Source organism: Muricauda sp. SCSIO 65647 (assembly GCF_021534965.1).
In the GTDB taxonomy this organism is placed as follows: Bacteria; Bacteroidota; Bacteroidia; order Flavobacteriales; family Flavobacteriaceae; genus Flagellimonas_A.
Genome location: NZ_CP091037.1, coordinates 1,749,073 through 1,773,945, shown reverse-complemented (window position 1 = coordinate 1,773,945; position 24,873 = coordinate 1,749,073). Strand labels below are relative to the sequence as shown.

25 protein-coding genes and 1 tRNA gene are annotated in these 24,873 nt (G+C 45.5%); 15 read left to right on the top strand and 11 right to left on the bottom strand.

What is annotated here, in order from left to right; genetic code table 11:
* Window positions 1–45: 45 nt before the first annotated feature.
* From L0P89_RS07920 to L0P89_RS07910, 3 genes are read right to left on the bottom strand one after another with little or no spacing between them, the layout of a single operon-like run.
* Window positions 46–1,953 (bottom strand): fumarate reductase/succinate dehydrogenase flavoprotein subunit, encoded by a 1,908-nt coding sequence (locus L0P89_RS07920; RefSeq protein ID WP_235267864.1) that lies wholly within the window; start codon window positions 1,951–1,953, stop codon window positions 46–48.
* Window positions 1,954–1,960: 7 nt separating this feature from the next.
* Window positions 1,961–2,614: a succinate dehydrogenase cytochrome b subunit gene (locus L0P89_RS07915; RefSeq protein WP_235267863.1), complete on the bottom strand. Its 654-nt coding sequence runs from the start codon at window positions 2,612–2,614 to the stop codon at window positions 1,961–1,963.
* Between the two features lie 7 nt (window positions 2,615–2,621).
* A complete protein-coding gene (locus L0P89_RS07910; protein ID WP_235267862.1) occupies window positions 2,622–3,416 on the bottom strand; it encodes a universal stress protein in 795 nt (264 codons plus the stop codon).
* Window positions 3,417–3,842: 426 nt separating this feature from the next.
* Here L0P89_RS07910 and L0P89_RS07905 point away from each other — a divergent pair, with 426 nt between their 5' ends.
* The 11 genes from L0P89_RS07905 (at window position 3,843) to L0P89_RS07855 (ending at window position 16,970) form a co-directional block, all read left to right on the top strand.
* On the top strand, window positions 3,843–4,985 hold the full coding sequence (locus tag L0P89_RS07905; RefSeq protein ID WP_235267861.1) for a universal stress protein: 1,143 nt from the start codon (window positions 3,843–3,845) through the stop codon (window positions 4,983–4,985).
* A 16-nt stretch (window positions 4,986–5,001) separates the two neighbouring features.
* Complete coding sequence (locus L0P89_RS07900) at window positions 5,002–6,747, top strand: V-type ATP synthase subunit A (protein ID WP_235267860.1); 1,746 nt, start codon at window positions 5,002–5,004, stop codon at window positions 6,745–6,747.
* Complete coding sequence (locus L0P89_RS07895; protein WP_235267859.1) at window positions 6,728–8,059, top strand: V-type ATP synthase subunit B; 1,332 nt, start codon at window positions 6,728–6,730, stop codon at window positions 8,057–8,059. Before L0P89_RS07900 ends, L0P89_RS07895 begins: the two co-directional genes overlap by 20 nt.
* On the top strand, window positions 8,052–8,651 hold the full coding sequence (locus L0P89_RS07890) for a hypothetical protein (RefSeq protein ID WP_235267858.1): 600 nt from the start codon (window positions 8,052–8,054) through the stop codon (window positions 8,649–8,651). Before L0P89_RS07895 ends, L0P89_RS07890 begins: the two co-directional genes overlap by 8 nt.
* Window positions 8,648–9,229, top strand: coding sequence for a hypothetical protein (locus L0P89_RS07885; protein WP_235267857.1), 582 nt, complete (start codon window positions 8,648–8,650; stop codon window positions 9,227–9,229). The genes L0P89_RS07890 and L0P89_RS07885 overlap by 4 nt, the downstream gene beginning before the upstream one ends.
* Entirely contained in the window at window positions 9,219–9,830 is a 612-nt protein-coding gene (locus L0P89_RS07880; RefSeq protein ID WP_235267856.1) for a V-type ATP synthase subunit D, read from the top strand. Before L0P89_RS07885 ends, L0P89_RS07880 begins: the two co-directional genes overlap by 11 nt.
* Window positions 9,827–11,674: a V-type ATP synthase subunit I gene (locus L0P89_RS07875; RefSeq protein WP_235267855.1), complete on the top strand. Its 1,848-nt coding sequence runs from the start codon at window positions 9,827–9,829 to the stop codon at window positions 11,672–11,674. Before L0P89_RS07880 ends, L0P89_RS07875 begins: the two co-directional genes overlap by 4 nt.
* A 37-nt stretch (window positions 11,675–11,711) precedes the next feature.
* Window positions 11,712–12,170, top strand: coding sequence for a hypothetical protein (locus L0P89_RS07870; protein WP_235267854.1), 459 nt, complete (start codon window positions 11,712–11,714; stop codon window positions 12,168–12,170).
* An 81-nt stretch (window positions 12,171–12,251) separates the two neighbouring features.
* Window positions 12,252–12,932 (top strand): response regulator transcription factor, encoded by a 681-nt coding sequence (locus tag L0P89_RS07865; RefSeq protein WP_235267853.1) that lies wholly within the window; start codon window positions 12,252–12,254, stop codon window positions 12,930–12,932.
* Complete coding sequence (locus L0P89_RS07860; RefSeq protein WP_235267852.1) at window positions 12,929–14,179, top strand: sensor histidine kinase KdpD; 1,251 nt, start codon at window positions 12,929–12,931, stop codon at window positions 14,177–14,179. Before L0P89_RS07865 ends, L0P89_RS07860 begins: the two co-directional genes overlap by 4 nt.
* Window positions 14,180–14,252: 73 nt before the next feature.
* Window positions 14,253–16,970, top strand: a complete 2,718-nt coding sequence (locus L0P89_RS07855; protein ID WP_235267851.1) for a phosphoenolpyruvate carboxylase — start codon at window positions 14,253–14,255, stop codon at window positions 16,968–16,970.
* Between the two features lie 145 nt (window positions 16,971–17,115).
* On the opposite strand, the gene L0P89_RS07850 is transcribed toward L0P89_RS07855, so the two are convergent.
* From L0P89_RS07850 to L0P89_RS07835, 4 genes are all read right to left on the bottom strand, one after another.
* The gene (locus L0P89_RS07850; RefSeq protein ID WP_235267850.1) at window positions 17,116–17,544 is read right to left on the bottom strand and encodes a hypothetical protein; all 429 of its coding nucleotides are present in this window, start codon (window positions 17,542–17,544) and stop codon (window positions 17,116–17,118) included.
* A 101-nt stretch (window positions 17,545–17,645) separates the two neighbouring features.
* Complete coding sequence (locus L0P89_RS07845) at window positions 17,646–18,347, bottom strand: hypothetical protein (RefSeq protein ID WP_235267849.1); 702 nt, start codon at window positions 18,345–18,347, stop codon at window positions 17,646–17,648.
* A complete protein-coding gene (locus L0P89_RS07840) occupies window positions 18,322–19,887 on the bottom strand; it encodes a hypothetical protein (protein WP_235267848.1) in 1,566 nt (521 codons plus the stop codon). The genes L0P89_RS07845 and L0P89_RS07840 overlap by 26 nt, the downstream gene beginning before the upstream one ends.
* A 164-nt stretch (window positions 19,888–20,051) precedes the next feature.
* Window positions 20,052–20,645: a hypothetical protein gene (locus tag L0P89_RS07835; RefSeq protein WP_235267847.1), complete on the bottom strand. Its 594-nt coding sequence runs from the start codon at window positions 20,643–20,645 to the stop codon at window positions 20,052–20,054.
* A gap of 322 nt (window positions 20,646–20,967) precedes the next feature.
* Here L0P89_RS07835 and L0P89_RS07830 point away from each other — a divergent pair, with 322 nt between their 5' ends.
* The gene (locus tag L0P89_RS07830) at window positions 20,968–21,198 is read left to right on the top strand and encodes a helix-turn-helix domain-containing protein (protein ID WP_235267846.1); all 231 of its coding nucleotides are present in this window, start codon (window positions 20,968–20,970) and stop codon (window positions 21,196–21,198) included.
* Between the two features lie 75 nt (window positions 21,199–21,273).
* Here L0P89_RS07830 and L0P89_RS07825 read toward each other — a convergent pair whose 3' ends face one another.
* Window positions 21,274–21,660, bottom strand: coding sequence for a winged helix-turn-helix transcriptional regulator (locus tag L0P89_RS07825; protein ID WP_235267845.1), 387 nt, complete (start codon window positions 21,658–21,660; stop codon window positions 21,274–21,276).
* Window positions 21,661–21,756: 96 nt separating this feature from the next.
* Between L0P89_RS07825 and L0P89_RS07820 the strand changes: the two genes are divergently transcribed.
* Window positions 21,757–22,236: a nuclear transport factor 2 family protein gene (locus L0P89_RS07820; RefSeq protein ID WP_235267844.1), complete on the top strand. Its 480-nt coding sequence runs from the start codon at window positions 21,757–21,759 to the stop codon at window positions 22,234–22,236.
* Here the strand turns inward: L0P89_RS07820 and L0P89_RS07815 are convergent.
* The 3 genes from L0P89_RS07815 to mce form a co-directional block, all read right to left on the bottom strand.
* The gene (locus L0P89_RS07815; RefSeq protein WP_235267843.1) at window positions 22,233–22,511 is read right to left on the bottom strand and encodes a hypothetical protein; all 279 of its coding nucleotides are present in this window, start codon (window positions 22,509–22,511) and stop codon (window positions 22,233–22,235) included. The two genes, L0P89_RS07820 and L0P89_RS07815, sit on opposite strands and share 4 nt — an antisense overlap.
* Window positions 22,512–22,597: 86 nt before the next feature.
* A tRNA-Ile gene (locus tag L0P89_RS07810) sits at window positions 22,598–22,671 on the bottom strand.
* A gap of 48 nt (window positions 22,672–22,719) precedes the next feature.
* Window positions 22,720–23,136 carry a methylmalonyl-CoA epimerase gene (gene mce, locus L0P89_RS07805; protein WP_235267842.1) on the bottom strand — a complete coding sequence of 139 codons (417 nt, stop codon included), beginning with the start codon at window positions 23,134–23,136 and terminating at the stop codon, window positions 22,720–22,722.
* A gap of 115 nt (window positions 23,137–23,251) precedes the next feature.
* On the opposite strand from mce, the gene rbfA reads away from it, so the two are divergent.
* On the top strand, window positions 23,252–23,644 hold the full coding sequence (rbfA, locus tag L0P89_RS07800; RefSeq protein ID WP_235267841.1) for a 30S ribosome-binding factor RbfA: 393 nt from the start codon (window positions 23,252–23,254) through the stop codon (window positions 23,642–23,644).
* 2 nt (window positions 23,645–23,646) lie between these two features.
* Window positions 23,647–24,858 carry an ABC transporter permease gene (locus L0P89_RS07795; RefSeq protein WP_235267840.1) on the top strand — a complete coding sequence of 404 codons (1,212 nt, stop codon included), beginning with the start codon at window positions 23,647–23,649 and terminating at the stop codon, window positions 24,856–24,858.
* The last annotated feature ends 15 nt before the right edge of the window (window positions 24,859–24,873 follow it).

The following is a 24,873-nucleotide window of genomic DNA, read 5'->3' as shown; positions in this document are numbered from 1 at the left end:
ATCATTGTTTTTCTTTATTGACTGATTTTTGATGGTTTTCAATGGCTATTTATAGCTTCGAACGGTGGGCTGCACATTTTCAAACGTCAACGCTTCTTTATGAAGCTTAAAACGCCCGTGGTCATATTCCCAGGCCGATACATAAGAAAAGGCATCATCATTACGAAGGGCCTCTCCCTCACTGGTTTGGTATTCTTCCCTAAAATGGGCGCCACAAGATTCTTCGCGTTGCAGGGCATCGGTACACATCAATAGGGCAAGCTCAAAAAAATCGGCCAAACGCAAAGCTTTTTCCAGTTCTGTGTTCATCTCTTGATCTGTACCGGTAACATTCACTTCGTTCCAAAAGGCGTTCTTGGTTTCCTGGATCTGGGCAATGGCTTTCTCAAGCCCATCCATATTTCTGCTCATGGCACATTCTTGCCACATCACTTTGCCCAGTTCACGATGAAAATGGTCTACGGTCTTGTCTCCCTTGATCGAAAGTATCTTGTTGATTTGCGCTGCGACTTCCTCTTCCACTTTCGCAAATTCAGGATGTTCGGTAGTGGTATGGTCTTCTTTCAAGGCACTTGCCAAGTAATTGTTGATAGTATTCGGCAGCACAAAATATCCATCAATGCTTGCTTGTAACAACGAATTCGCCCCTAAGCGGTTGGCCCCGTGATCCGAAAAGTTACATTCCCCAACGGCATATAAACCGGGAATGGTGGTCATCAGTTCATAATCTACCCATAGTCCGCCCATGGAGAAATGTGCCGCAGGAGAAATCTGCATGGGTTCTTGATAGGCATCTACCCCTGTAATCTTTTTGTACATCTTGAAAAGGTTGCCATAGCGGTCTTTAATGGTCTCCATGCCGAAGCGTTCAATGGCATGTTTAAAATCTAGGTGCACTGCATTTTTGAGCCGTCCCACACCAAAGCCTGCATCGATACGCTCTTTGGCAGCCCTCGAGGCAATATCTCGTGGGGCAAGGTTTCCAAAACTGGGATAACGCCGCTCAAGGTAATAGTCGCGCTCTTCTTCAGGGATCGCATTGGCCTTTCGGTCATCCGCCTTCTTTTTGGGGACCCAAATACGCCCGTCGTTGCGCAACGATTCTGACATCAAGGTCAGTTTAGACTGCGCCTCACTGGTCTGGGGCAATGCAGTGGGGTGTATCTGTGTAAAACTGGGTGCGGCAAAATAAGCCCCTCGCCTATGGGCTTTCCAAATGGCGCTTCCGTTGCAGCCAATGGCCAAGGTCGAAAGTCTGAACACCCGAGAATAGCCTCCCGTTGCCAATACCACGGCATCGGCTGCAAAACGCTTTAGCTGCCCCGTCACCAAATCACGCGCAATGATTCCCTTGGCCTTTCCGTCAATCACCACTACATCCAACATTTCGTGTCGCGGGAACATTTCTACTTTTTTGGCCCGTTTCATTTTGTACAACTGCGAGTAGGCGGCCAACAAAAGTTGTTGTCCCGTTTGCCCACGGGCATAAAATGTACGCTGTACCTGTACGCCCCCAAAACTTCGATTTACGAGCACCCCCCCATATTCACGGGCAAAGGGTACGCCCTGCTGCACGTAATGGTCAATCAGCGGGGCAGAGAGCTCGGCCAAACGATAGACATTGGCCTCACGTGAACGAAAATCACCTCCTTTTAAGGTATCATAAAACATCCTCCACACACTATCGCCATCATGCTGATAATTCTTTGCTGCGTTGATCCCGCCTTGGGCCGCCACAGAATGTGCCCTTCGGGCAGAATCTTGATAGCAAAAACATTTCACGTCATACCCCAGTTCAGCAAGCGTGGCGGCAGCTCCTGCACCTGCCAATCCAGAACCTACCACAATGACGTTCAATTTTTTCTTGTTGGCCGGATTGATCAACTGGGCCCTCATCTGGTAGTTGCGCCATTTGTTTTCCAAGGGTCCTTCAGGAATTTTTGCGTCCAACATTTTCCGATTATTTAAAAAATACTATAAATGGAATAACACCAAAACCTACAGCCATAACAACAGCGTATAGCAGCGAGAGCTTAGCGATGATTCGAAGCCCTTTTTTATGGTAAAAGCCCAAGGTCATGAAGGCACTTTTCAAACCGTGGTAAAGATGTAATCCCAAAGGGATCATCAATAGGGTATAAAAGAGCACGTAATAAATATTCTGAAAAAGGCTATAGGTGACCTCATAGACATCTACATGGCCATTGCTGTCAAAACCCACTCCCTCTCCCATGCCCAATTTGATGCGGGCCCAGAAATTGGCGAGGTGCACTACGATGAACAACAATACCATTATGCCCAAAAGTCCCATGTTTTGGGAGGTCCAACTACTGTTGTCCTTATACTGGTTTAGGGTGTAGCGTTTAGACTTGGCCTTTCGGTTGTTCAAGGTGATCAAGAGCGCATATACCACGTGTAGAACAATGGAGAGGTACAGTACATAGGCCACTATCTTGATTATTGGGCTTTCCCGAAGCGTGGTGGAATATGAATTGTACAACCCCCTGGCCGTTTCTTCCGGTAACAACAAGATACTGTTCGCAGAAAGGTGCACAATCAGAAAAAGGCATAAAAACAGACCGGTAAGCGCAATGATGGACTTTCTAAAAAACATTTAATTACTAGTCATGGAGTATTAGCAAAGGCACGGGGCTGTTAAAAGTTTGTTTTAAAGTTACACTTTCATTCAATAGCCTATCCAAAAATCCTTTTTTACTGCGAATAAGGCAAACCAATCCAGAAAAATCTTTCATCAGGTAATCGTTCAGGTCTTTGTTGGTATCGCCCGTGCCAAAAGCGTAGTCAACGGAAGGGTTCAAATCTTCGATAGCACTTAGGGCCTTCTCAATTTGAGGTGTTTTCTTATCGGCAATATGCAGCACCTTGATCTTGCTCTCATGCTTGGTGGCAATCTGGCGCAAAGGGTCGACTACCTTGGCATCTGAGAATGGATTATCGCTTACAGCCAATACGATTCGCTCTAGCGGACGAAACGCATGACCATCCGGAACCACTATTACGGGAGCAGATGTCTTGGATACCACTCCTCCGGCAACGCTGCCCATAAATACCTCTTTGAGTCCACTAGCTCCTTTGGTACCCATCACAATAAAGTCGTAATTACCGGTATCGCCCAGTGCCGAAATAGCAGAAACGGCATAGCTTTTAATGATTTTTGGCCTGAAGGTTATATCAGGATATTCTTTTTGAACGCTGCCGAGAAGTTCATCCATTCTACGCTTGGCATCTTTCTCCAATACCCCATCAATATTTTTCATGAGAAGCGCCGTGGATCTTGCTCCGTAAATATGCAGTACGGTAATTTCTAAAGCAGGTGTCTCGAAAAGCTGAATAGCATACGATAAGGCATTTGACGAAGCATCGGAAAAATCTACGGGAACAAGAATCTTTTTCATTTTCAAATCATTAAGGTGAACGATCAATAATCAAGGACCAGCATTTTCAGTTGGGTATTCAGTACCGAATTACTTTTTCAAGTAATGGCCTTTACGGTCTCATGGCATTTACATGATGAAATGTAACAACAGATTCTTTAGCAAAACTTTAGATGGGTGCCAAGTCGATAAAAATCAACAAAAAAATCATCCCAGATCAGTACAGCCCATTGTTCTGATGATTGGCGAATACTCTTTTTTTTTACTACCTATAGCTCATTTTCAATGAATTATGATTTATATGGCCAAGACCATGCCAACGCTTAAGTTTCTCTAAAGAATTGCTTAATATTTTTATTGATGTTGTCGGGCAAATTTCAAGACCTTTAGGCAACAAAATACTTAACCCTATAGTATAGCTGTACTTTAAGAGCAAAAAAGAGTTTTATGAAGTTGTTAGATAAGATTTTATTAGCACATGATTTTAGCAAATCATCCCATAATGTAGTATCGAGTGCCATAGAGTTGGCGAAGATATTTCAATCGTCCATCACTCCCATCCACGTGCTTCCAGATGATATCATGAACGAAAAAGTAAGGTCGTTTCTCAATGAAACGGCATTGGCCAAATTGGAAGAAACGGCAAACCTCATCAAGAGTGAAGGTTTGACGGTGATGAAGCCTTTGTTGATGGTGGGCAGCCCATATGAAGCCATTACCCGGGCAGCTATAGATACAAATGCCAATCTTATTCTACTTGGATCGGGTGAGACCCAAAAAGGAGATACTTTTCGGCTGGGCACCACTGCCGAACGCATCATTCAAAAAAGCGAAAAGCCCGTTTTTGTCATTAAAGAGGGGGTGCTGCTAAATGTGCACCACATACTATGTCCGGTCGATTTTTCCGAGGCCTCCAAACGGGCCCTCAAGAATGCGATTACGATGGCCCGAAGGTTCAAATCAGAACTGACCATTCTCAGCGTATGTGAAGTCTCAAAATCGTCTTGGTTTCCGTCAGAAGATGATATGGAAACCGAAAATGATAGCAAATGCAAACATCACAAAGAAAACTTTGAAGCTTTTTTAAAAGAGTTCAACTTATCGGATATCACCTGGACCAAGGAAACCCCCAGGGGCAATCCGTCTGAAAAAATACTCAGCACCGTTTCTAGAAAGATGATCGACCTGCTCATTATGGGCACTGCTGGAAGAACGGGATTGAACCGAATGCTCATGGGAAGCGTTACCGAAAAGGTGATACGGGAAGTTCCGTGTTCGTTCCTCACCTTAAAATCTGAGGATGTAATCACCCTACAATTAGAGACACATATCAGAGACATTGAACAACTTCATAAGACTGCGATGAAACTGATAGAAGATGGCTTTTACGAAGAAGCCATAGGCCATTTAAAAGCCTGTCTTACCATCAATGATATGCATGTGCCCGCCTATAAAGGACTGGCCAAGGCGTACACAAAATTGAACCAGCCAGAAAAGGCTAAAATGTACAAGATGAATGCCACGGATATCATGGATAAAATCTGGTATCAAAAAATAGAAGAAGAGGTGCGCAAACTTCGCGGTAGCTGACAAACATCCATACAACATGCAAAAAGCAAAAGGAAAAGTAATGAGCGTCAACGAGTCGCTCGTTGGGGCCCAAACCACTGAAGGGGCCGTTATGAATGGAGAAGTGGCGTACATCATTATTGAAGACGGTAAACGGCTCAAAGCCGAGGTGATTGATGTGAAAGATGGCAATAATGTATACTTGCAGGTCTTTGAAGATACCAGTTGGATGAAGGTAGGTGACCCTGTACAGTTTACGGGGCTTCCCCTGGCCGTAAAATTGGGACCGGGCATATTGGGGTCCGTGACCGACGGCCTCCAAAATCCATTGTACGAGTTGGGAAAAATCGAATGGTTTTTGGAAAGGGGTCTTGAGGTAGACCCACTTGACAACACCAAAAAATGGCATTTTACCCCCCGAGTAGACAAGGGGGCCACCGTTACGGGAGGTTCCGTATTGGGTTCCGTTCCCGAAAAACTGTTCGAGCACAAGATTTTTGTTCCCTTTTCCCTTCAGACGAGCCACACGGTCGAGCATATCGTTGCAGAAGGGGAATACACCGTTGATGAGCCCATTGCCGTTATAAAGGATAGCTCTGGGCAGCGTATTGAACTCAAGATGGCCTTTGAATGGCCGGTAAAGACCTCCATGCCCTTTAAAGAACGTTCGGTACCCGTAAAGCCCATGCCCACTGGAATTCGGATTTTGGATGCGCTATTTCCCATCGCCTATGGCGGCACGGCCTGCAACCCAGGCCCTTTTGGGGCAGGGAAGACCGTTTTGCAGCACAGTCTGGCCCGGCATTCACAAGCAGATGTGGTCATCATCGCGGCCTGTGGCGAACGCGCCGGGGAAGCCGTTGAAGTCTTCAAGGATTTCCCTGAACTGATCGACCCCCGCACAGGCAAATCATTGATGGACCGTACCTATATTGTGGGCAATACCTCCTCTATGCCCGTGGCCGCCCGTGAAGCATCTGTCTATATGGCCACCACGGTTGGGGAATACTACCGTAAACAGGGATTGAACGTATTGATTTTGGCCGACTCCACCTCACGTTGGGCACAGGCACTTAGGGAAACTTCGGGCAGAAAAGAGGAAATTCCCGGTCCCGAGGCCTTCCCCATGTACATCTCTACCCTTATCTCGGCTTTTTATGATCGCGCAGGGGTAGAAATCTTGGGTGATGGCCAAATGGGTTCGCTCAGCATCATCGGCACGGTTTCCCCCGCAGGTGGAAACTTCGACGAGCCCGTGACCCAGGCCACTTTGCTCAGTACAGGGGCCTTTTGGGGGTTGTCAAGGGCATTGTCAGATGCCCGTAAATACCCGGCCATAGACCGAATTGACAGTAATTCAAAATACCCTTCACTGTTAGAGCAAGAAGAAGTGTCTTATTTGTTGGAACTGCTCCGTGATGGAAAGACGATAGCCTCAAACATCATCTTGATGGGTGAAAAAGGCATCACCGACGAATCGTATATCCGCTACCAAAAAGCCGAATTGCTCGATGCGGTATTTCTGCAACAAAACAGCTTTCATGAAGTGGATGGGGTGACCGATCCCGACCGAATGCGTTTGATGTTCAACATGGTAAGGGAAATCATCGATGCCGATGTGGGCCTCAAGGGAAAGGAAGAAATACGATCGCACTTCAACTTCGTTCGACAGGCCTTTCTTGATTGGAATTATATGAGGCCCGACGAGGAGGGATTCGAAAAGCAAAAAACAAAACTCTTGAACCTGGTAAAAAAAAGAGGTCATGTTGCAGAAAACGTATGAGAACATAGACAGCATCGGTCGAGCGATTCTAAGCATAAAGGCCAAAGGGGTGCACAACAAAGAATTGGCAGAGGTTATCTACCCCAATGGAGAGAAGGCGTTCGCACAGGTCATTGCCCTAGATGGTGACCAAGTGACCCTGCAATTGTTCGGGGGAGGCTTTGGGGTCTCTACCGACTGTAAGATCCGTTTTCTCGGAAAACCCGTTCAGGTTGGGTTTTCTTATGATATGCTGGGGAGGGTCTACTCAGGAAATGGGCAGCCCATCGACGGAGGTCCCGAACTGCTTTCCGATAGGGTTCGTGTGGCAGGGCCCTCCATTAATCCGGTCAAACGACTCATTCCGAAAGACATGATCCGTACCGGGGTGCCCATGATCGATGTATTCAATACCTTGGTGCGTTCCCAGAAGATACCCATTTTTGCGAAGGCGGGCGAACCTTATAACCGCTTGCTGGCGAACATCGCTACCCAAACCGATGCAGATGTCATCATCATCGGTGGGGTGGGTCTCAAATACGATGAGTTTCACTACTTCAGGCAACGTATCGAAGAGGCCGGTAGCAAGAACAAGACCATCATGTTCATCCATACCCATAGAGATTCGATTGTGGAAGGCTTGATGGTGCCCGATCTCGCCCTGGCCGTGGCAGAGCAATTTGCGCTGCAGGGAAAAAATGTATTCGTGCTGTTGTCAGACATGACCCAGTGGTCAGACTATCTGCGGCAAGTGGCCAACGCTCAAGACCAGATTCCCGCCAATCAGGGCTACCCTGGTGACCTGTATTCACAATTGGCCAGCCGATATGAGAAGGCTGCCGACATCGAGGGCGCAGGAAGCCTCACCATTCTCGGGGTGACCACCATGGATGATGTTACCCACCCAGTGCCCGACAATACCGGATATATCACCGAGGGACAGTTTTTCATGAAAGACGGCTATCTGGAACTGTTCGGTTCCCTCAGCCGACTGAAGCAACAAGTGAACGACCGTACACGCCCCGACCATAGAAGTATCATGAACGCCATGGCCCGATTGTTATCGGAGGCAGAGGAACGGGTAAAGGCACAGAAATTCGGTTCGGTAAAAGATGACTACTCCCTACGGTTGCTGGAGTACCGAAAGACCTTTCAACGTGAATTGATGGATCCTTTCCGCTATTTGGAATTGGAAGATGCCCTAGATCTGTGCTGGGACATCCTCGCCCAACATTTCAAAAAGGAAGAGGTAGGGCTTTCCTCAAAACTGATCGAGGCCTATTGGCCGGAAAAAGGGAAGTTCAAAATTTTAAAAGAGAAGACCCATGAGTGAGAAGACCTTGGATAAATTGATCGCCACCTTAAAAACGGAAGCCATAGACGCGGCCGACAATGAAGCAAAGCAGATAGTCGAAAAGGCACAAGCAAAGGCCCAAAAAATTGTTGATGGGGCAGAGAGCAAAAGTAAAGAGCTTCTACACCATGCCGAGAAAGAGGCCGAAGCCACCCTTAACAAAGGGGAGGCTGCCCTGAAACAGGCTGCCAGAGACCTCACCGTCTCGGTACGCAATGAGTTGTTAAAACTGCTCAAAGCCGCATTGGAAAGGGAAGTGGAGACGAACTTCACCCCCGAACTTATGGAAAAAGCCGTTTTAAAGGTCATAGAAAATGTGGGCAGTGGCATCGCTTTACAACTTCCTGAAACTATGGAAGCGCAACTGGCCAAAAAAATCCAGAAGCGATTACAAGATTCAGATAATCTAGACTCCGTTACCAAAGATGCCCATCTGCTCAATGGGTTTACCGTCACCAAGACCGATCAAGGATGGAGTTACCAAATTTCACCCGAAGAAGTGGCCGAATTGTTGAACGCACATCTTAGTCCGAAATGGGTGCAGATCCTTAAAAACGAATCGAACACATGATCGCGGGAAATTTGGAATACCTGATGAGCAGTTTGCCCTACCTGTCTTTTCAAGATACGGTCGAGGAACGTTCAAAGGTATTTTCCATCTTGAAAAAGTATACCAATCCTTCCGAATCGGAAAAAGACATCATTGCCATTTTAGAAGAGGAAGCCTGCAAGTATTTATCCCCGGGCACCTATCGAATGTTTCAACAGATCAATTTGAGCACTATCTATTCAGATGCCTTTAAAAAGAGCAAGAACAAGGTCTTGGCCGCTTTTTCCAGTTATGTGTATGCCCTCAAAAAAGACATCCAACAGCTTCGCCTCTCCAGAAAAGACGGCACAAGCACATCAACAGTAAAAAAACAAGCCTTGCCACTGGTGCCCGGCACACCGTTAGAAGAAGAAATACAGCTCTTGAAATGGCAATGGGATAAGCTGGAGGAATTGTCCATAGGACACTATGCCGATCTTGGCGCCCTATCCATCTATAAACTGAAGTTGTTGCTATTGCTACGGTGGTGGGGTTTTGACCCAAAACAGGGCTTTGACAATTTTTTAGACAGCACAAAAAAGACCGAAGATGGCCGATAAGATCTTGATGAACAAAAATACCCTGGCTGCCCTAAAGATAGAGCTAAAAGAATTCAATACGGCCCTGCCTGTCTTTGAGATGAAAGAGCAACAGCTGAAAGAAGTGGTGCAGACCATAGAAAACAATATCGTTCGATTGAAGCAAGCCATTGCAACGACCAATGCCGAAACAAAGAAATGGGTGGGCGTTATGGCCGAGAAGACCATTGACTTATCTGAAATGGTAAAAGTAGACCGTACCATCACCGAAAAAAAGGAAATCGCAGGGGTAACCATTGAAGTCTTTCAAGACATTGTCTTTGAAGACCTTGAAGTAGACCTTTTCAGCACGCCCCTTTGGGTAGATGCGGCCATTGAAGTGATACGCGAGCAAAAGACGAACCATACCCTGATAGAAATCGAAGAACGCAACCTGCAACTGCTTTGGGAAGAACTGGCCGAGGCACGAAGAATGAAAAATGCCCTTAAGGAGGTGTTCATTCCCGAGACCAAGGAAAATATCAGAAAGATTGAGATCTATCTGGGCGATGTGGAACGCTTGGCCATAGGATGCGCCAAACTGGTGAAAAAGAAAAAAGAAGAGAAAAAGGCCCTGGCATGATCGTGAGGATGAAGGAAATATTGCTGTTTACCACCGCACGTGCCGTCGATGATACCATCATGAAACTGGGCAGACTTGGCGTGGTCGATATCAAGGAAATCGATCGGCCCGGCAATGGTACCGTTGAAAGACGTTTGCAAGCCGTCCATCAAACAGAAAGGGCCCTTTCGGTGCTCAGAGACTATTCAAAAAAGAAAAATAAGGGCCATGACCGTACAAAATATGCTGCCAAAGACCCCAAACAACTGGTTGACCGCATATTGCAAACAGAGGAAATCAGGCGCAAAGGCCAAGAAAGATTAGATGACCTTAACCAACAATTGCATTGGTACGGCATATGGGGCGAAAAGACCAATAGAAAAGACATCTCTTATTTAGAAGAGAAAGGGCTTCACCTCAAGTTGTACTTACTCGACAAATCTGTGGCGTCTTCCTTAGAGGGCAAACATACCTTGGTGAAACTTCCTGAACGCGATGGCAAGGTTCCGACCGTATTGATCGCCCGAAACGGATCTGAGAAACTGCACCACAAAGAAGGGCCCCTGCCCAAGTTGCCCTTTGAAGATATCAAACAGCAAATTGAAAGAAAAGAACGGCAACTGGCCGAGGTGGAACATTTCTTAGAGGATCAGACCGAAAATATAAAATGGCTTGAAGCGTATCAGTTGTTGCTAAAAAATCGATTGGGCACGCAGCAGGCCCTAGAAGGCATGGGCGACATCGAAGGTCGGCTCAAATACCTCAAAGGGTACATTCCCCGCAATACCGTAGACGATTTTGTTGCCGCTGCGAAGAAGAACCATTGGGGCTACCATATAGCGGAACCTGAAAAACCAGAGGAAGTACCCGTCTATATCAAGAATCCGAAATGGATCGGTATCATCAATCCCGTGATGAAATTCATCGATATCGTGCCGGGGTATAAAGAGGTCGATGTCTCCATCTACTTTTTGGTGGCCTTTGCCCTGTTCTTCACCATGTTGGTAGGTGATGCGGGCTATGGGTTGGTCTTTCTGTTGATCACTTTCCTGCTTCGTAAAAAAATGACAGGTCAGATGCAGGTTTTGATCTATGTCTTGAGCGGGGCTACCATTATTTGGGGAGTGTTGAGCGGCACCTATTTTGGGTCAGAGCAGATAGCGGCCCTCCCTTTACTCAAAAATTTGATCATTCCAGAAATTGCCAGCTTTGGGGTAGATAACATTTCCTTCATGATGCACCTGTCGTTTTTGATCGGGGCCATTCATCTGACCATTGCCCATGGCATACGGGTCGCCCAGTTCATCAATTCCATAAAGGCGTTGAGCGAAGTGGGCTGGATCGTATTGGTCTGGGGGCTCTTTTTGATAACCGAACAACTGGTGCTCGGCAAGCCCATGCCCGAATGGGGGCCATGGTTGTTTGTCGGCGGAACGGCATTGGTGGCCCTCTTTTCAGTTGAAAGCAAGAACTTTTTCAAAAGCATGGGGATTTCTCTGGCCAATTTGCCCCTGAGCCTTATCAGCGGATTTTCAGACATCGTCTCTTATGTACGGCTTTTTGCGGTGGGAATGGCCACCGCTGCCGTGGCGGCCAGCTTTAACAATATGATATTGCCCGAAGGAACAACGGGCATGGGCATCATCAATCTGCTTATGGCGGCAATAGCCCTGCTTTTGGGCCACGGACTCAACATCGCCTTGGCCCTAATGGCGGTCATGGTACATGGCATTCGATTGAACATGCTTGAGTTTGCCGGGCATTTGGGCGTTCAGTTTTCGGGCGAAGCCTATAAGCCCTTTACACTGATTTCTCAAGAAAACGAATATGAAAACAAAAGGAAATCATCCATTTCAACACGATAAAAAATAAAAATCAATAAAACTCTAGATTATGGTAGGTATGGCACTTTTAACAACAACGGTAACAGGACTCGGCGATATGGGCATGTCACTAAGCATCGCTTCAATAGGATCTGCAATAGGAACAGGAATCGCCGGCATGGCGGCCATCGGGGCATGGAAGAAAATGATCACCAGTGGTCAAAAGGCCGCTACGGCCCTACTTATTTTTGTGGGCGCGCCGTTATCACAGGTCATCTACGGAATGATCCTTAAAAATGCTATTGCCGATGCCAACCTTGCACCTGACTCTTACGTCTGGCAAATAGTCATTGGTCTTGTAGCGGGCGCCGCCATGGCAGGTTCGGCCATCTTTCAGGGTAAAACCGGGGCGCGGGCCTGTGATGCCATTGCCTCTGGTGCCAACGATACGGCCAAATACATTATGATCATCGGTATCGTGGAAACGGTGGCACTGTTCGTAATGATATTCACCATGACAGGGTTGCCAACGGGCTAGACATCGGTACAATGTCATTTTTTATTTGACCTATGGCAAGTACATTTGACCACAAGATGGATTTTCTCAAAGCCCCTAGCCATGAAGATATTGGTTATTGAAGACAATGCCGAACTGCTACAGGATATCAAAAATTTTCTGGAGGAGGAAGGCAACATCTGTGAAATCGCCCCCGACCATAAATCGGCCTATGACAAAATAGGGTATTTTCCATATGATATCTTGGTCGTTGACATCACACTGCCCGATGGCAACGGATTGGACATCATAAGAGAAGTAAAAAAAGAGAATATCGATGCCGGCATCATCATCATTTCAGCAAAAAATTCTGTTGATGACAAAGTACACGGTTTAGAGATCGGCGCAGATGATTACTTGATCAAACCCTTTTATCTCGCAGAACTGAATGCAAGGATCAAGGCCCTTTATCGAAGAAAGGTATACAGCGGAAACAAGGAAATCTTTTTCAACGAGATCAAGATCAAACCCGACAGCCATGAAGTCTTTGTGCACGATCGCCTTTTGAACCTGACCAAAAAAGAGTTTGACATCATCCACTTTTTTGTGGTCAACAGGCACCGTCTTTTGACCAAAGAGGCCATTGCCGAACACCTCTGGGGCGACGATATAGAAATGGCCGATTCTTACAAGTTCATCTATACCCATTTGGCCAATTTGCGCAGAAAAATTGCCGAATTGAAAGGCAAAGACTATATTCAGTCCATCTATAGCGTAGGCTATAAATTTACCGATCGAGAATGAACCTAGTCAGAAAGACCAATACATATTACCTCATATTTCTGGCTTTCCTCTTTCCGGTAATGATCGCGGTAGATTATTACTTCATTCAGTATCTCGTGAACAGTGAAGTGGAAGAAATTCTCTTGCATGAACGGGAACGTATTGATTTTCATCTCGACAAAGAGGGCGTGCTACCCCCTTCCAACTATTTATTGCAGAGCACCCCTATCGACAACGGCGCCATACGGCCCGAAAAATTCAATGACACCTTGATCTATGAGGCCTACGCCGACAAACAGCTTCCTTACAAAATATATACATTCACCTCATCTATCAATGCACAGCCCGTAAAGATCACGCTCAGGCATGTGCTGCTCGAAATACATGAGTTAATCTGGTTGCTTTTCATCACGACCAGTTTTGTTATACTGCTATTGGTGATAGGGCTTTATTTCATCAATCGGGAAATATACAAATGGGCGTGGAATCCGTTTTTCAGGAATTTATCAAAGCTCAAACAATATAATGTAACCCAAAAAGAGTCTATACATCTCAATACATCCAGCATAAGTGAGTTTGAAGAGCTCAATGAGGTCATCACCACGTTGATGGACCAAGTAAAGAAAGATTTTCAGAACCTAAAGGAATTCAACGAGAACATATCGCACGAAATACAGACTCCTTTGGCCATTATCAGAAACAAAGTGGTCTTGTTGTTAGAGAGCAACAACCTCGATAAAAAAGAACTGGCGCGGGTAGAGGCCGTGTACCAAGAGACCAATAAACTATCTAAAATAGGTAAGGCCCTGACACTGATCTCCAGAATAGAGAACCAAGAATTCAGGCGATTAGACCGTGTCGATGTCCATGCCATTATAGGGAACATCTTAAGCAATATGCAAGAGATCATCAATTTCAAGAATCTCAATGTAACCACCGAACTACATCCGGTAACCATAGAATGCGACCATATTCTGGCCGATATCCTGCTTACGAACCTTATCAAAAATGCCGTGCAGCACAATAAAGAAGGTGGTTCCATAAACATGCTGCTCAACGAGGATAAATTTGAAATCACCAATACCGGTGAAATTTCTGAGATAGCCACTGAAAAATTGTTCCGTCGTTTTCAAAGGGGCTCTTCAACAAAAGATTCCTTGGGCCTGGGGCTTGCCATCAATCAAAAGATATGTGATATCTATGGGTTTCGATTGGCCTATGACCGAAATGAAGAAATACACACGTTTTCTTTGTTTTTCAAAGGTTAGGTTTCTGAAATTTGCGGGTGAAAAATAAAAAATCGTAAATACATAACTTGTTTCTAAAAATATGACCCCGACCATGGAAAAGAAAACACTTGAGCTTGAAGGACTGCGAAAGATCAGAAAAGATTACACCTATTTGATCAATGTGTTCAAAGAAATGCTCCAGTCTTTGGGAGAGGCTGAACTTGCGGCCCTGATCAACGCAGAAAACGACTCCCATGAAAAAAAACAGTCTAAAGTGGCCGATGAAAAACTGGCACAGGCCCTGGGCATTTCCTTTGAGTTGCTCAACTTGGTAGAAGAGAACGCGGCCACGCAATTCCGCAGAAAAACCGAGTCCCAATTCGGACTGGAAACCACACGTGGATCGTGGGGAGAAACGCTCAAATTATGGAAAGAATCAGGGGTCGATGAGCAAAAAATAGCGGATTTGTTGCCCAAAATCAAGGTAATGCCCGTATTGACCGCCCACCCTACCGAAGCAAAAAGGTTGACGGTATTGGACATTCACCGAGAACTTTACGTGTTGCTGGTAAAAAACGAAAACCCGCTTTGGTCTGTCTCAGAACGGGCCGAGATAAAGCAAGAGATCAAAAGTGTATTGGAGCGATGGTGGCGTACCGGTGAAATCTATCTCCAAAAGCCCAGGCTCACCGACGAACGCAGCAACGTCATGCACTACTTTGTCAACGTGTTCCCAAAAGTGCTGCATTTGACCGACCAGCGTTTGCTCAATGCCTGGAAGCATGTCGGTTTTTCACCTGAACTGCTCGATGGGCCAGAACAATTTCCGATGTTGCAATTCGGAAGCTGGGTCGGTGGCGATAGGGACGGGCATCCGTACGTGACTCCAGAATTTACCGCTTCTACCCTACAGCTTCACCGTAGGGCTGCATTGAACATTCTAAGGGAGCAATTGGTGGCATTGGCACAAAAAATGAGTTTTTCCGAATTTCTCAATGAGGTTCCCACGGCGTTTCTATCAGAAATCGCATCACAGGCCAAAACCCTTGGCGAGGCCGGTCAGAAGGCCTTGAAGCGAAACCCTTCTGAACCCCTGCGACAGTTCATCAACCTATTGTTGGTACGGTTAGACAATACGGTTGACGAACGTTTTGACCTCGGCGATCAGAGCTGTTATCGCCGCCCTGATGATCTGGCGATCGAACTGAAAAAGCTCAGAGATGTCTTGGCCCACCTAAAGGCCGGCCAAGTGATCAAACAATACCTGTTTCCGGTAGAACGGCTATTGGCCTGCCTTGGTTTTCATTTGGCCAAGCTCGATATTCGGCAGAACAGTGCGTACCATGAAAAAGCCATGGCCCAACTATTACAGGCCGCAGGCTTTTCCGATACCGACTATGCCCATTGGGATGAAGAAAAAAGACTTTCTTTTATCAACAAAGAGTTACAGAGCAATCGCCCCTTTTTGGTGGCCGGTACCCCCTGCGGGCCAGAAGCCGATAACGTATTGGGGTATTTTAGCGAGGTCAAAAAATATGTGGATCGGTACGGAACCGATGGTATAGGCTCTGTCATCGTCAGTATGACGCGCAGTTTAAGTGATTTGGTGGTCGTTTTTCTGTTTCTGCGCGAGGTCGGTCTCAAAGATGCCCACCTTCCCGTTGTGCCGCTTTTAGAGACCATTGACGACCTTGTGGCCGGCCCTGATATCTTAGAGGCCTTTTTAACCCACCCCATGGTGCAAGAACAGCAAAAGCACAAAAAGCCCTTTATACAAGAAGTGATGTTAGGCTATAGCGACAGCAACAAAGATGGGGGCATACTGACCAGCCGGTGGAACATCTACAAGGCGGAGGAAAAACTCACGGAGGTTGGAGATCGACGCGGTATAGCCCTTCGCTTTTTCCATGGCCGGGGGGGCACCATCAGCAGGGGGGGCGGTAAAATCCACCGTTTTCTTGAAAGCATGCCGCCCGGTGCGATGAGCGGCCACATCAAAATGACCGTACAGGGTGAAACCATAGCCAATCAATTTGCCAATCGCCTGAACGCCTCGTACAACCTCGAGATGTTTCTCTCGGGCACGGCCAGACAGGCCATGCGAACGGCGCAGAAAGAAAAAGACAAAAAGCTGTACGACATCATGGACCGTCTTGTGGCACTGGCCCGAAGCAACTACCGGCAATTGTTAGACCACCCTCAATTCATTGAATTCTATGGCCATGCCACCCCCATAGACGTGCTTGAACAAAGCAAAATCGGTTCAAGGCCTGCCCGCAGAACCGGTCAGCGATCCCTCGATGATCTTAGATCCATACCTTGGGTGTTCAGTTGGAACCAATCGCGGTTCAACCTCACGGGGTGGTTTGGTACGGGCACTGCCCTTGGCACCTTCCAGGCGCAATATCCTGAAGATTTCGAATATTTAAAAACCCTTGCCGAAGAATGGCCGTTATTGAAATACGGTCTGATCCAGATCGAGACCAACCTTTTGAATTCAGATACCGACATCATGAAGGTCTTTGCCGATCTGGTGCCGGATCCTACCACCAAAAACGAGCTCATGCAGCTTATTCTGGCCGATTATGGTACCTGTCTTGAAGAAATTGAAACCCTTATGGGCGCATCTGTAGAAGAGCGCCGGCTCTCTAGGCTTGAAAACAACAAACTTAGGCATCGGTCATTGCAGATGTTGCACGAAATACAGCTACGGTCGCTCAAAAAATGGCGGGCCCTCGACAAAAAAGACGCTGAAGAGGCCAACAAACTGCTGTTGGTGCTTTTGTTGGTGGTGAATGTGTTATCGGGCGGACTGAAAGGTACGGGGTAAGGAAACCAAAATGACCTTAATCGGCATATTCCCCAACCACAGGTTTTGATGACGCGCTCTACTGTGAAGGCTTTGTGGGCCACTGAACAGCGGGCCAAATTAAACCCAAGCCGTCATTTTGTTTATGCCTTATCGTGGTTTGTTTTTAATCAAACTCTCCAGAAAATCTAAACTTTTCCGTTTTTCGAGAATCATAGTTTCCGTGTTCGAAAGAAATTTCCAATGTAGGAAAAACATCTTCTTCTATCCTGATTATTTTTGGCCTCATCAAGCGTTCGATTTTGTACAATTTACTCACAGTATAGTAGTCACCGTCAGGTGTGATTGATATAAATATGCTAGAATATATTTCTTCGCTTTCATTTGAGTTTTTTATTGATGCTCGACTATCATTTATCTCAAATATGCTTAAAAACAAAGCACCATCATAAATTGGTTTGGAGATTTCTATTGGATCTTGAAGGCTTGATAATATGTAGCTCATCTCATCTTTTTCCGAGAAATCTTCGATTTTTACTTGTGAGGAACAACCAATGACCATTAAATAGACAATTAGTTTAAAAAAAGTTCTCATGAGTTATTTTCTTATTGAAAAGTGAATATGGTCTTTATGGCCTACAACAGGATGATTATAATTCCATTTACACTTATCACCTTTTGAATCGTTGTTTCCTACTATTCATTATTCTTCATAATAAGGTCATACATAACCCTTACATCATCTTGTAAGCTATCCAGCACTTTCCATTTACCATCCTCTTTCTTTAATCGAATAGTGGAAGAAAATCCATCATATTTTGAAATCGTCACCCCAGAGACAACTAATGCTTTGTCAAAGTTTTCGGAAAAAGCCACCCTTGAAAAGGAAAGTATAATGTGATTGTTTTTGAATCTTCTCTTCCATTTATCATTATTACGAATGGTATCGAGTAAGGAGAGTTTTATTCTGTTTTCATCATAGGTCAATTTTGAGATATCAATAGTCGATCTCTTGAAATGGACCAGTTTTTCATAAAGGTTAGAAAAAGTGCTATCCTTTATAGTACTTTGAGTATTGTCTTTGGGGTCAGTATGAAAAAATTCGGGATATATTGCAATACGTAATAGGCTATCTTGGTGTATCGCTTTTAAAGAATCCCTCAATCTCCAAAAGTCCTTTTCTGTAAAGTCTTCCGTGAAGGTAGCCGGCGGCGGCGGTAATAGTCCAACGTAATCGAAATATTCATGATTATTGATTAACAATGAATATATTTCATGGCTATTCCGTTCCTCCAAGGCGGCAGCTGTCTTTTCTTTATTTAAGTTCTTGTCTCCACAAGAAACCAAGAAAAATGCTAAGGCCACAAACTTGCTAATTACAAGGACTGTTCTGGTCATTTAGTGAAGAATTTAAAATTTCGGTGCTTTTCCTTTCAATATAGTCTCTTTCCGCTTCTGTTAAATTACCCAAATAATTGTAGGTATTTTCAAGGCTCGCCCATGCTAAACTTTCATATTCCTTAAGGGTAAATTTTTCATTGTCAAATTGATACAATGCACGTGCAATAGGAGTTACATACTTCTCAGCCATATAGTTATGTTGTGCTTCGCTCATTCTCTTCCTTATACTTTGCTCCAGATGAGGACTATCGAGTTCTTCCTCGCTTAGTAGTCCAATATAGAACGAAAAAAGTTGCATTAGCCGAGGTCTATCGGTTATTGTGTAATCTCTTGATTTACGATGCACGTACCTTACTATTTCTGCATGAATGCCTTCGTGCAGAATGAGTCTTGCCAGTTCCAGGGGATTGTTGTTGGCATTGTTTTCATTTATGACAATTCTTATTTCATCACTACTTGTAATTCTATCAAGTGTTACGGCATCTGCACTGGCATTTCCCGAAGGCATAGGCCCAATACTAATCACCAAATTATATTCCGGGTCATCCGTAAAGGCCCCTATAGTCCTTTTGAACAAATTTTCATTTTTTTCTTCGAGCTTTTCAAAAACGCATTTTGCTTTGCCCTTGAGGCGATTAATGATTTTATCCTCTTCATTAATCGGCACCACCAGTTCCCCCTTGGGGCAGTCGTCATCCTTTGATCTGTTTGTTCTTGGCCCCTTGTTGTCGTCATCGTCATCGGTTTCCCATGTGGAGCAGAAGCATCCCTTGCCCCCGCTGACCGTCGGGTTGACCCCAGAACCCGTTCCTTGCCCGGATATCGATATGCTCCAGCCGCCACGGCCCCCGGCAGGGTTGGTGGTCCCATTGTTGCCGTTGCCGCTGCCGTTGCCGCTCTGGTTGCCGCCGCCCGTGCTGGGATACGACCCCGAACCACCGCTACCGGTGTTGCCGACCTCGCCGCAGGGGTAGGGCATGTGTACCCCGTTGCGGGCAGCATCCGTCATCGCATAGAACCCTTCAAGGGCGTAGTAGTTCACCTCGATGGGCACATAGCCCCCCGCCCGGGGGCTGCCCCGGGCCATGTCGGTGAAATACCCCGGTTCCATGACGTACTCGAGTACCGTGGGCGGGATCTCTTCATCGGCCCGTTCGGCCACTATGAGGTTGTAGAAGGCATTTTCCCTGCTCGCCCTTGGGTAGAACCTCAGGGAATAGGTCTTGTTGCCCACCGAGTCGATGTTCTCCAATATGTCGCTGGTATCTACATGGTAGGGGGCCTCGCCATCCTTCAGGCCGAGGGCGTCTTTGTTTGCCTTTGTGATATCGGTAATGCGCGCCATTATCACGGGCACGTCGCCCGAGCTGAGGACGGACACTGGCACCCCCCGTTCGCCCGCTGTGCCCCCATCCTCCACAGACGGGGCCGTTTCCTTTTCACAGCCCCCGACGGTCACCGCAAGTACGATGAGCAGGGCCATGGTTCCCCCATGCCCAAACAAACCCTTCAATCCTTTTAAAATCGATTTTTCCATTTCCGTTTGGTTTTAGATCAAGTAAGAATGTCAAATGGGGGCATGCAAAGAAAACAAAAAGTTATAATAAATTATAACTTTTTGTTGTAAAATATTACCGTTTAATGTTCCGAAATGGTCATGGAGGTACGGCCGTCTCAGGCAATCACCCGATTTATGGCCGGCTATGGTAATTCCCTGCGCTTAAAAAAATCATGTCCTGTGTCTCCTTGTTCGACAGGTGACCAAAATTCGGCTGAATAAATTCCTACTGACATGGCAATGATTACTATTTTGTACTCGTATTCGCTTAGCTTATCTTTCGATTCTGCTTTAATTTGGTTAAAACATAAAGTGAGTTCTTCCAAATTATCATGCTTTACGATTTCTTCTTCTATCGTTCTGATATACATGGCACAGACATCGCTAATTCCCTCATAATCATCGATGTCGGTAGCAAGGTGGAAATCCGTCAATGATTCTTTTTGCCTTTTATCCAATTCTTGTTTGTTGATGTTCAACATTGTATTACGAACTGTCTCATCAAAATTCTCAAATGCCTGATAGAGAGAATCGTTGTGCAGCTTATCAATTTGTGCTATTTGACTTTCAATAAGATTGACCAAGTCTACATTCACTGTCCCATTCTTTGCATTCTTGTCTGTACAGGCAAAAAAAGTCGATGCGGTTAAGAAATAGCCACTAATTAGAACTTGTCGAACAAAAAGTCTCCTCTCAATGTTTAAATTCAAACTCTTTGCCTTTGACAAAATTTTCATTCTCTTAATTTTAGGTCTGACCTTCACTTGGGTACTTGAAAATTTGTTTCTTCAGCGAAACAAATCTTCCTTTAATTGGCTTCTAGGCAATAATCCTGGGTGGTATGATTTTTGGAATTACACACGACAGCATTGAGTATGATGCTCGCCAGTCGCTGTAATCTTGTCATAGGGGCGTACAAAGAAAAGAAAAAATTACTATATATTATAACTTGTTATCATATATTGCACTTCCTCCCCCTTTTTTTGCCCTTGGTAGAGCGTTTTTCGTCCTTATCTCGCATAGTGCCTATCTTTATAGAAACCCCTATACTCTTCTACATTGGACAAATTTTCTAAAGATGATGTACTGGCCGTCTTGGGCGGGCGTATCAGAGAAGTACGCATGCGCAAGGGCATGCGACAGAACAAGGTGGCCGCAGAATGCGGCTTTCACAAGAGCGGCTACAACGCCATCGAGGCTGGTAAACGAAACATAACCGTCTTGACCCTATACAAGATCGCCCAGGTACTTGAAGAGCCGGTCTCTATTTTCTTCGAGGCCGGGGAATGATTGGGCCTAGGATGGCTCCACTTTTGAGAACTCATAAAAGGGTCTGCGCTTCTTTTAAAATGGGTAATCTGGATCTTATTTTAATCCCAACAAGATTTCCGAAATCAATCCTTCGCGATCTTTATTGGCTTTGTTGATAAAATCCCTACTTACTGCCAAATCGCTTTGGTGCTTATCTGACCAGATAATGATTTCTATCAAAACAGGAATCAAATCTTTTCCTTTCTCGGTCATTGAATATTCTTTTTTGGTCTTTAGCGCTTCAAACACCTTAGACTCAACTATTCCATTATGTTCCAGCTTTTTTAAACGATCAGATAGAATATTGGTGGCTATACCTTCTTTGGAATGTAAAAAATCGTTGTAGAATTTTTTTCCTTGAACCAAATCACGAATGATTAAAAAGGTCCACTTGTCACCAAATAGGTCCAAAGCAAAGCTAACAGGGCAGTCTGATCTCATATTCGTTACATTATTCACTTGCATTTTGCAAGTTAATCATTATATTTGTACGCTTGCAAAACGCAAGTAATTTATTTTATCAAATAAAAGCTAAAAATGGATACCATAAAAATCAGTTTTGATGCCTTGAAGAGAGACAGCTGGTCTGAACAGGAAACCAAAAATGTGAAATTGATCATTGAATTTGTGCAACTGCTCATGAACGATCATGATTTTGATGCAGTGCTTACAAAATTCGGAAATCCCCATTACGTACAGCACAACAGAAGTATCCCAGATGGTATGGATGCATTGGTAGAGTATGTCAAAAGCTTCTCAAAACAATTTCCCGACTATACGTATGATGTCAAGCACATTTATGCAGACGGTGATTTTGTGATTTTTCATTCTCATATTACTACCCATAGAAAAGATCGTGGTAACGATAAAAAAGGAATCAATGTTCACGACTCTTGGCGAATTAAGAATGGCCAAATTGTAGCGCATTGGGACTCTCTACAGCCCATGAACGCTTTTCTGAGATTATACTTTTGGTTAACAGGTGGTAAAATAGCCAATACCAATGGGGTGTATTAGCATTCGGTAGTAATCAAAAAGTAAAGAGCTCCCCACACTTTTTGGCCATCGTTAAAATGGCCATCTATAAAAAGCCCCCGCTCTCGCGAAGGCTTTTGGTACCACTCCGTGGTCCCACCTGGGCTTACCTCGACCGCGCCTGCTTTCACAGGCTGGCTCGGCATGAACTTCTCACCCACCATTGCTCCGCAATAAAAAAGCCCCCGCTCTCGCGAAGGCTTTTGGTACCACTCCGTGGTCCCACCTGGGCTTACCTCGACCGCGCCTGCTTTCACAGGCTGGCTCGGCATGAACTTCTCACCCACCATTGCTCCGCAATAAAAAAGCCCCCGCTCTCGCGAAGGCTTTTGGTACCACTCCGTGGTCCCACCTGGGCTCGAACCAGGGACCCCTTGATTATGAGTCAAGTGCTCTAACCAGCTGAGCTATAGGACCTACAAATGCAGGCGCAAAACTAGCACTTATTTTTCGTTGCCACAAGGGTCACGCAGTTTCGGCCACAGCTATTTCTTGGCACAGTTCCACCAAAACCCCGTTGGTGCCCTTAGGGTGCAAAAAGGCCACTCGCTTGTTGTCTGCCCCGTTTTTCGGAAAGCCGGGCAATATAACGAACCCCTCGCCCTCTAAGCGCTTCATTTCCGCCTCCAAATCCGTTACGGCAAAGGCAATGTGGTGTATGCCCTCTCCCTTTTTCTCTAAAAATTTGGCGATCGGGCTGTTGTCATTGGTGGCTTCCAACAATTCAATCTTGTTCGGGCCTACTTTAAAAAAAGAAGTGCGAACCCCTTCTGAGGCCACTTCTTCAATCTTATAGTGGGGTTCACCGTACAGTTTCTCAAAAAGTGCGTTCGAGGCGGTCAAATCGTTCACCGCGATACCGATATGCTCAATTTTGTCCATAGATAGCGCTATTTTAAATAACAAAATAATTGTTCTTTATCAGAATAACGGCCAAATTAACCAATGTTGGGCGACCAAATCATGAGAAACGTCATTTATTGCCTAATTTTGCCCTATGGAAACACAACGACAGAAGAAGATAGCCCGTGTCATTCAGCAAGACCTTGCCGACATACTGCAACGTGCCGTTACTGAAGCCGGCGCACAGGGCATCATTGTTTCCGTATCAAAAGTCTATGTCACCGTTGACCTTTCAATGGCCAAGGTGTACGTCAGTATCTTTCCGAATGACAGGGCACAACCCCTGTTAAGCGAAATCAAAAAGACCGAACCACAGATCAAACACCAATTGGCCCAGCGCACCAAACACCAGTTGAGACGGGTGCCAGAACTGACTTTTTTTCTCGATGACTCGTTAGATTACATCGACAGTATTGAAGAATCGTTGAAGGGCGGTGAAAACCCTATCGAGAATCGCGACCTTTTACCAAAAAGAAAGAAGTCTTAGCCTTGAACTTTCCGCTCTACATCGCCAAGCGGTACCTCCGTTCAAAAAGTAGCCAAAATGCGGTCAACATCATCAATTTCATCACCTTTTTGGTCATCATTATTGGTGCTGCGGCACTTTTCATTGTGCTTTCGGCCTTTTCAGGACTCAAGATCTTTAGCCTTCAATTCACGAATACGTTCGACCCCGATCTAAAAGCGGTGCCAACCACCGGCAAGGTCTTTTCTTTGCTGGAAACAGATGAAGAAAAACTTTCGACAATTGGCGGTGTCTTGCATTATTCAAAAGAATTGGAAGAGCGCGTTTATCTGTCTTTTCGTGAAAAGGGCGATCTGGCCTTCATCAAGGGGGTCGATGAAAATTACCGCAAGGTTACGGATATTGACAGCACACTTTATTTTGGCAATTGGGGCATCACCGATCACAACACCGTAATGGGCATCGGCATCTACAATTTATTGGGCGTGCCCATCAACAATTACCAAACCCCCATGATGGCTCTGGCCCCCAAGCCCGGCAAGAGTTCGTTGACCCAAGCCGCCTTGGGCTCAAAACCCTACAATGAACTGCCCCTAGTGGTCAGTGGGGTGTACGCCGTTGAAGAGGGGCTCGATAAAAAATACATATTTACCGACTTGAAATTGGTGCAGGCCTTTTTGGAAAAGGACAGTGCCCAAGTTTCAGGAATCAACTTTAAGCTCGATGAAAACGCTTCATTGGAAAACGTGCGCGGGGCAATCAAAAATGCGTTGGGCGACAAGGCCATTGTTTTGAGCAGAAGAGAACTCAACAGTACGCTCTACCGTATGCTGAACACTGAAAACTTGGCCACCTACCTCATCTTCACATTGGTCTTGATCATCGCCCTGTTCAATGTGGTGGGGGCCATCATCATGATGATACTCGACAAGCGCCAGAACTCAAAAACATTGTTCAGCCTTGGTGCGACCATCAAAGAACTGCGGCAAATCTATTTTATTCAAGGCCTTTTGGTGACCACACTGGGTGGTCTGGTAGGGGTATTGATAGGAATTCTTTTGGTCGCCTCCCAATTGGTGTTCGGGTGGTTGAAGATAACCCCTTCATTGGCATATCCGGTGGCATTTGATATGATGAACGTTTTGTTGGTACTGGCGACCATAACCCTATTGGGAATCGTTTCATCAAAAATCGCCAGCAGTCGAATATCAAAAAGATTGATTGCCGCTTCTTAACACAAAGAATATGCT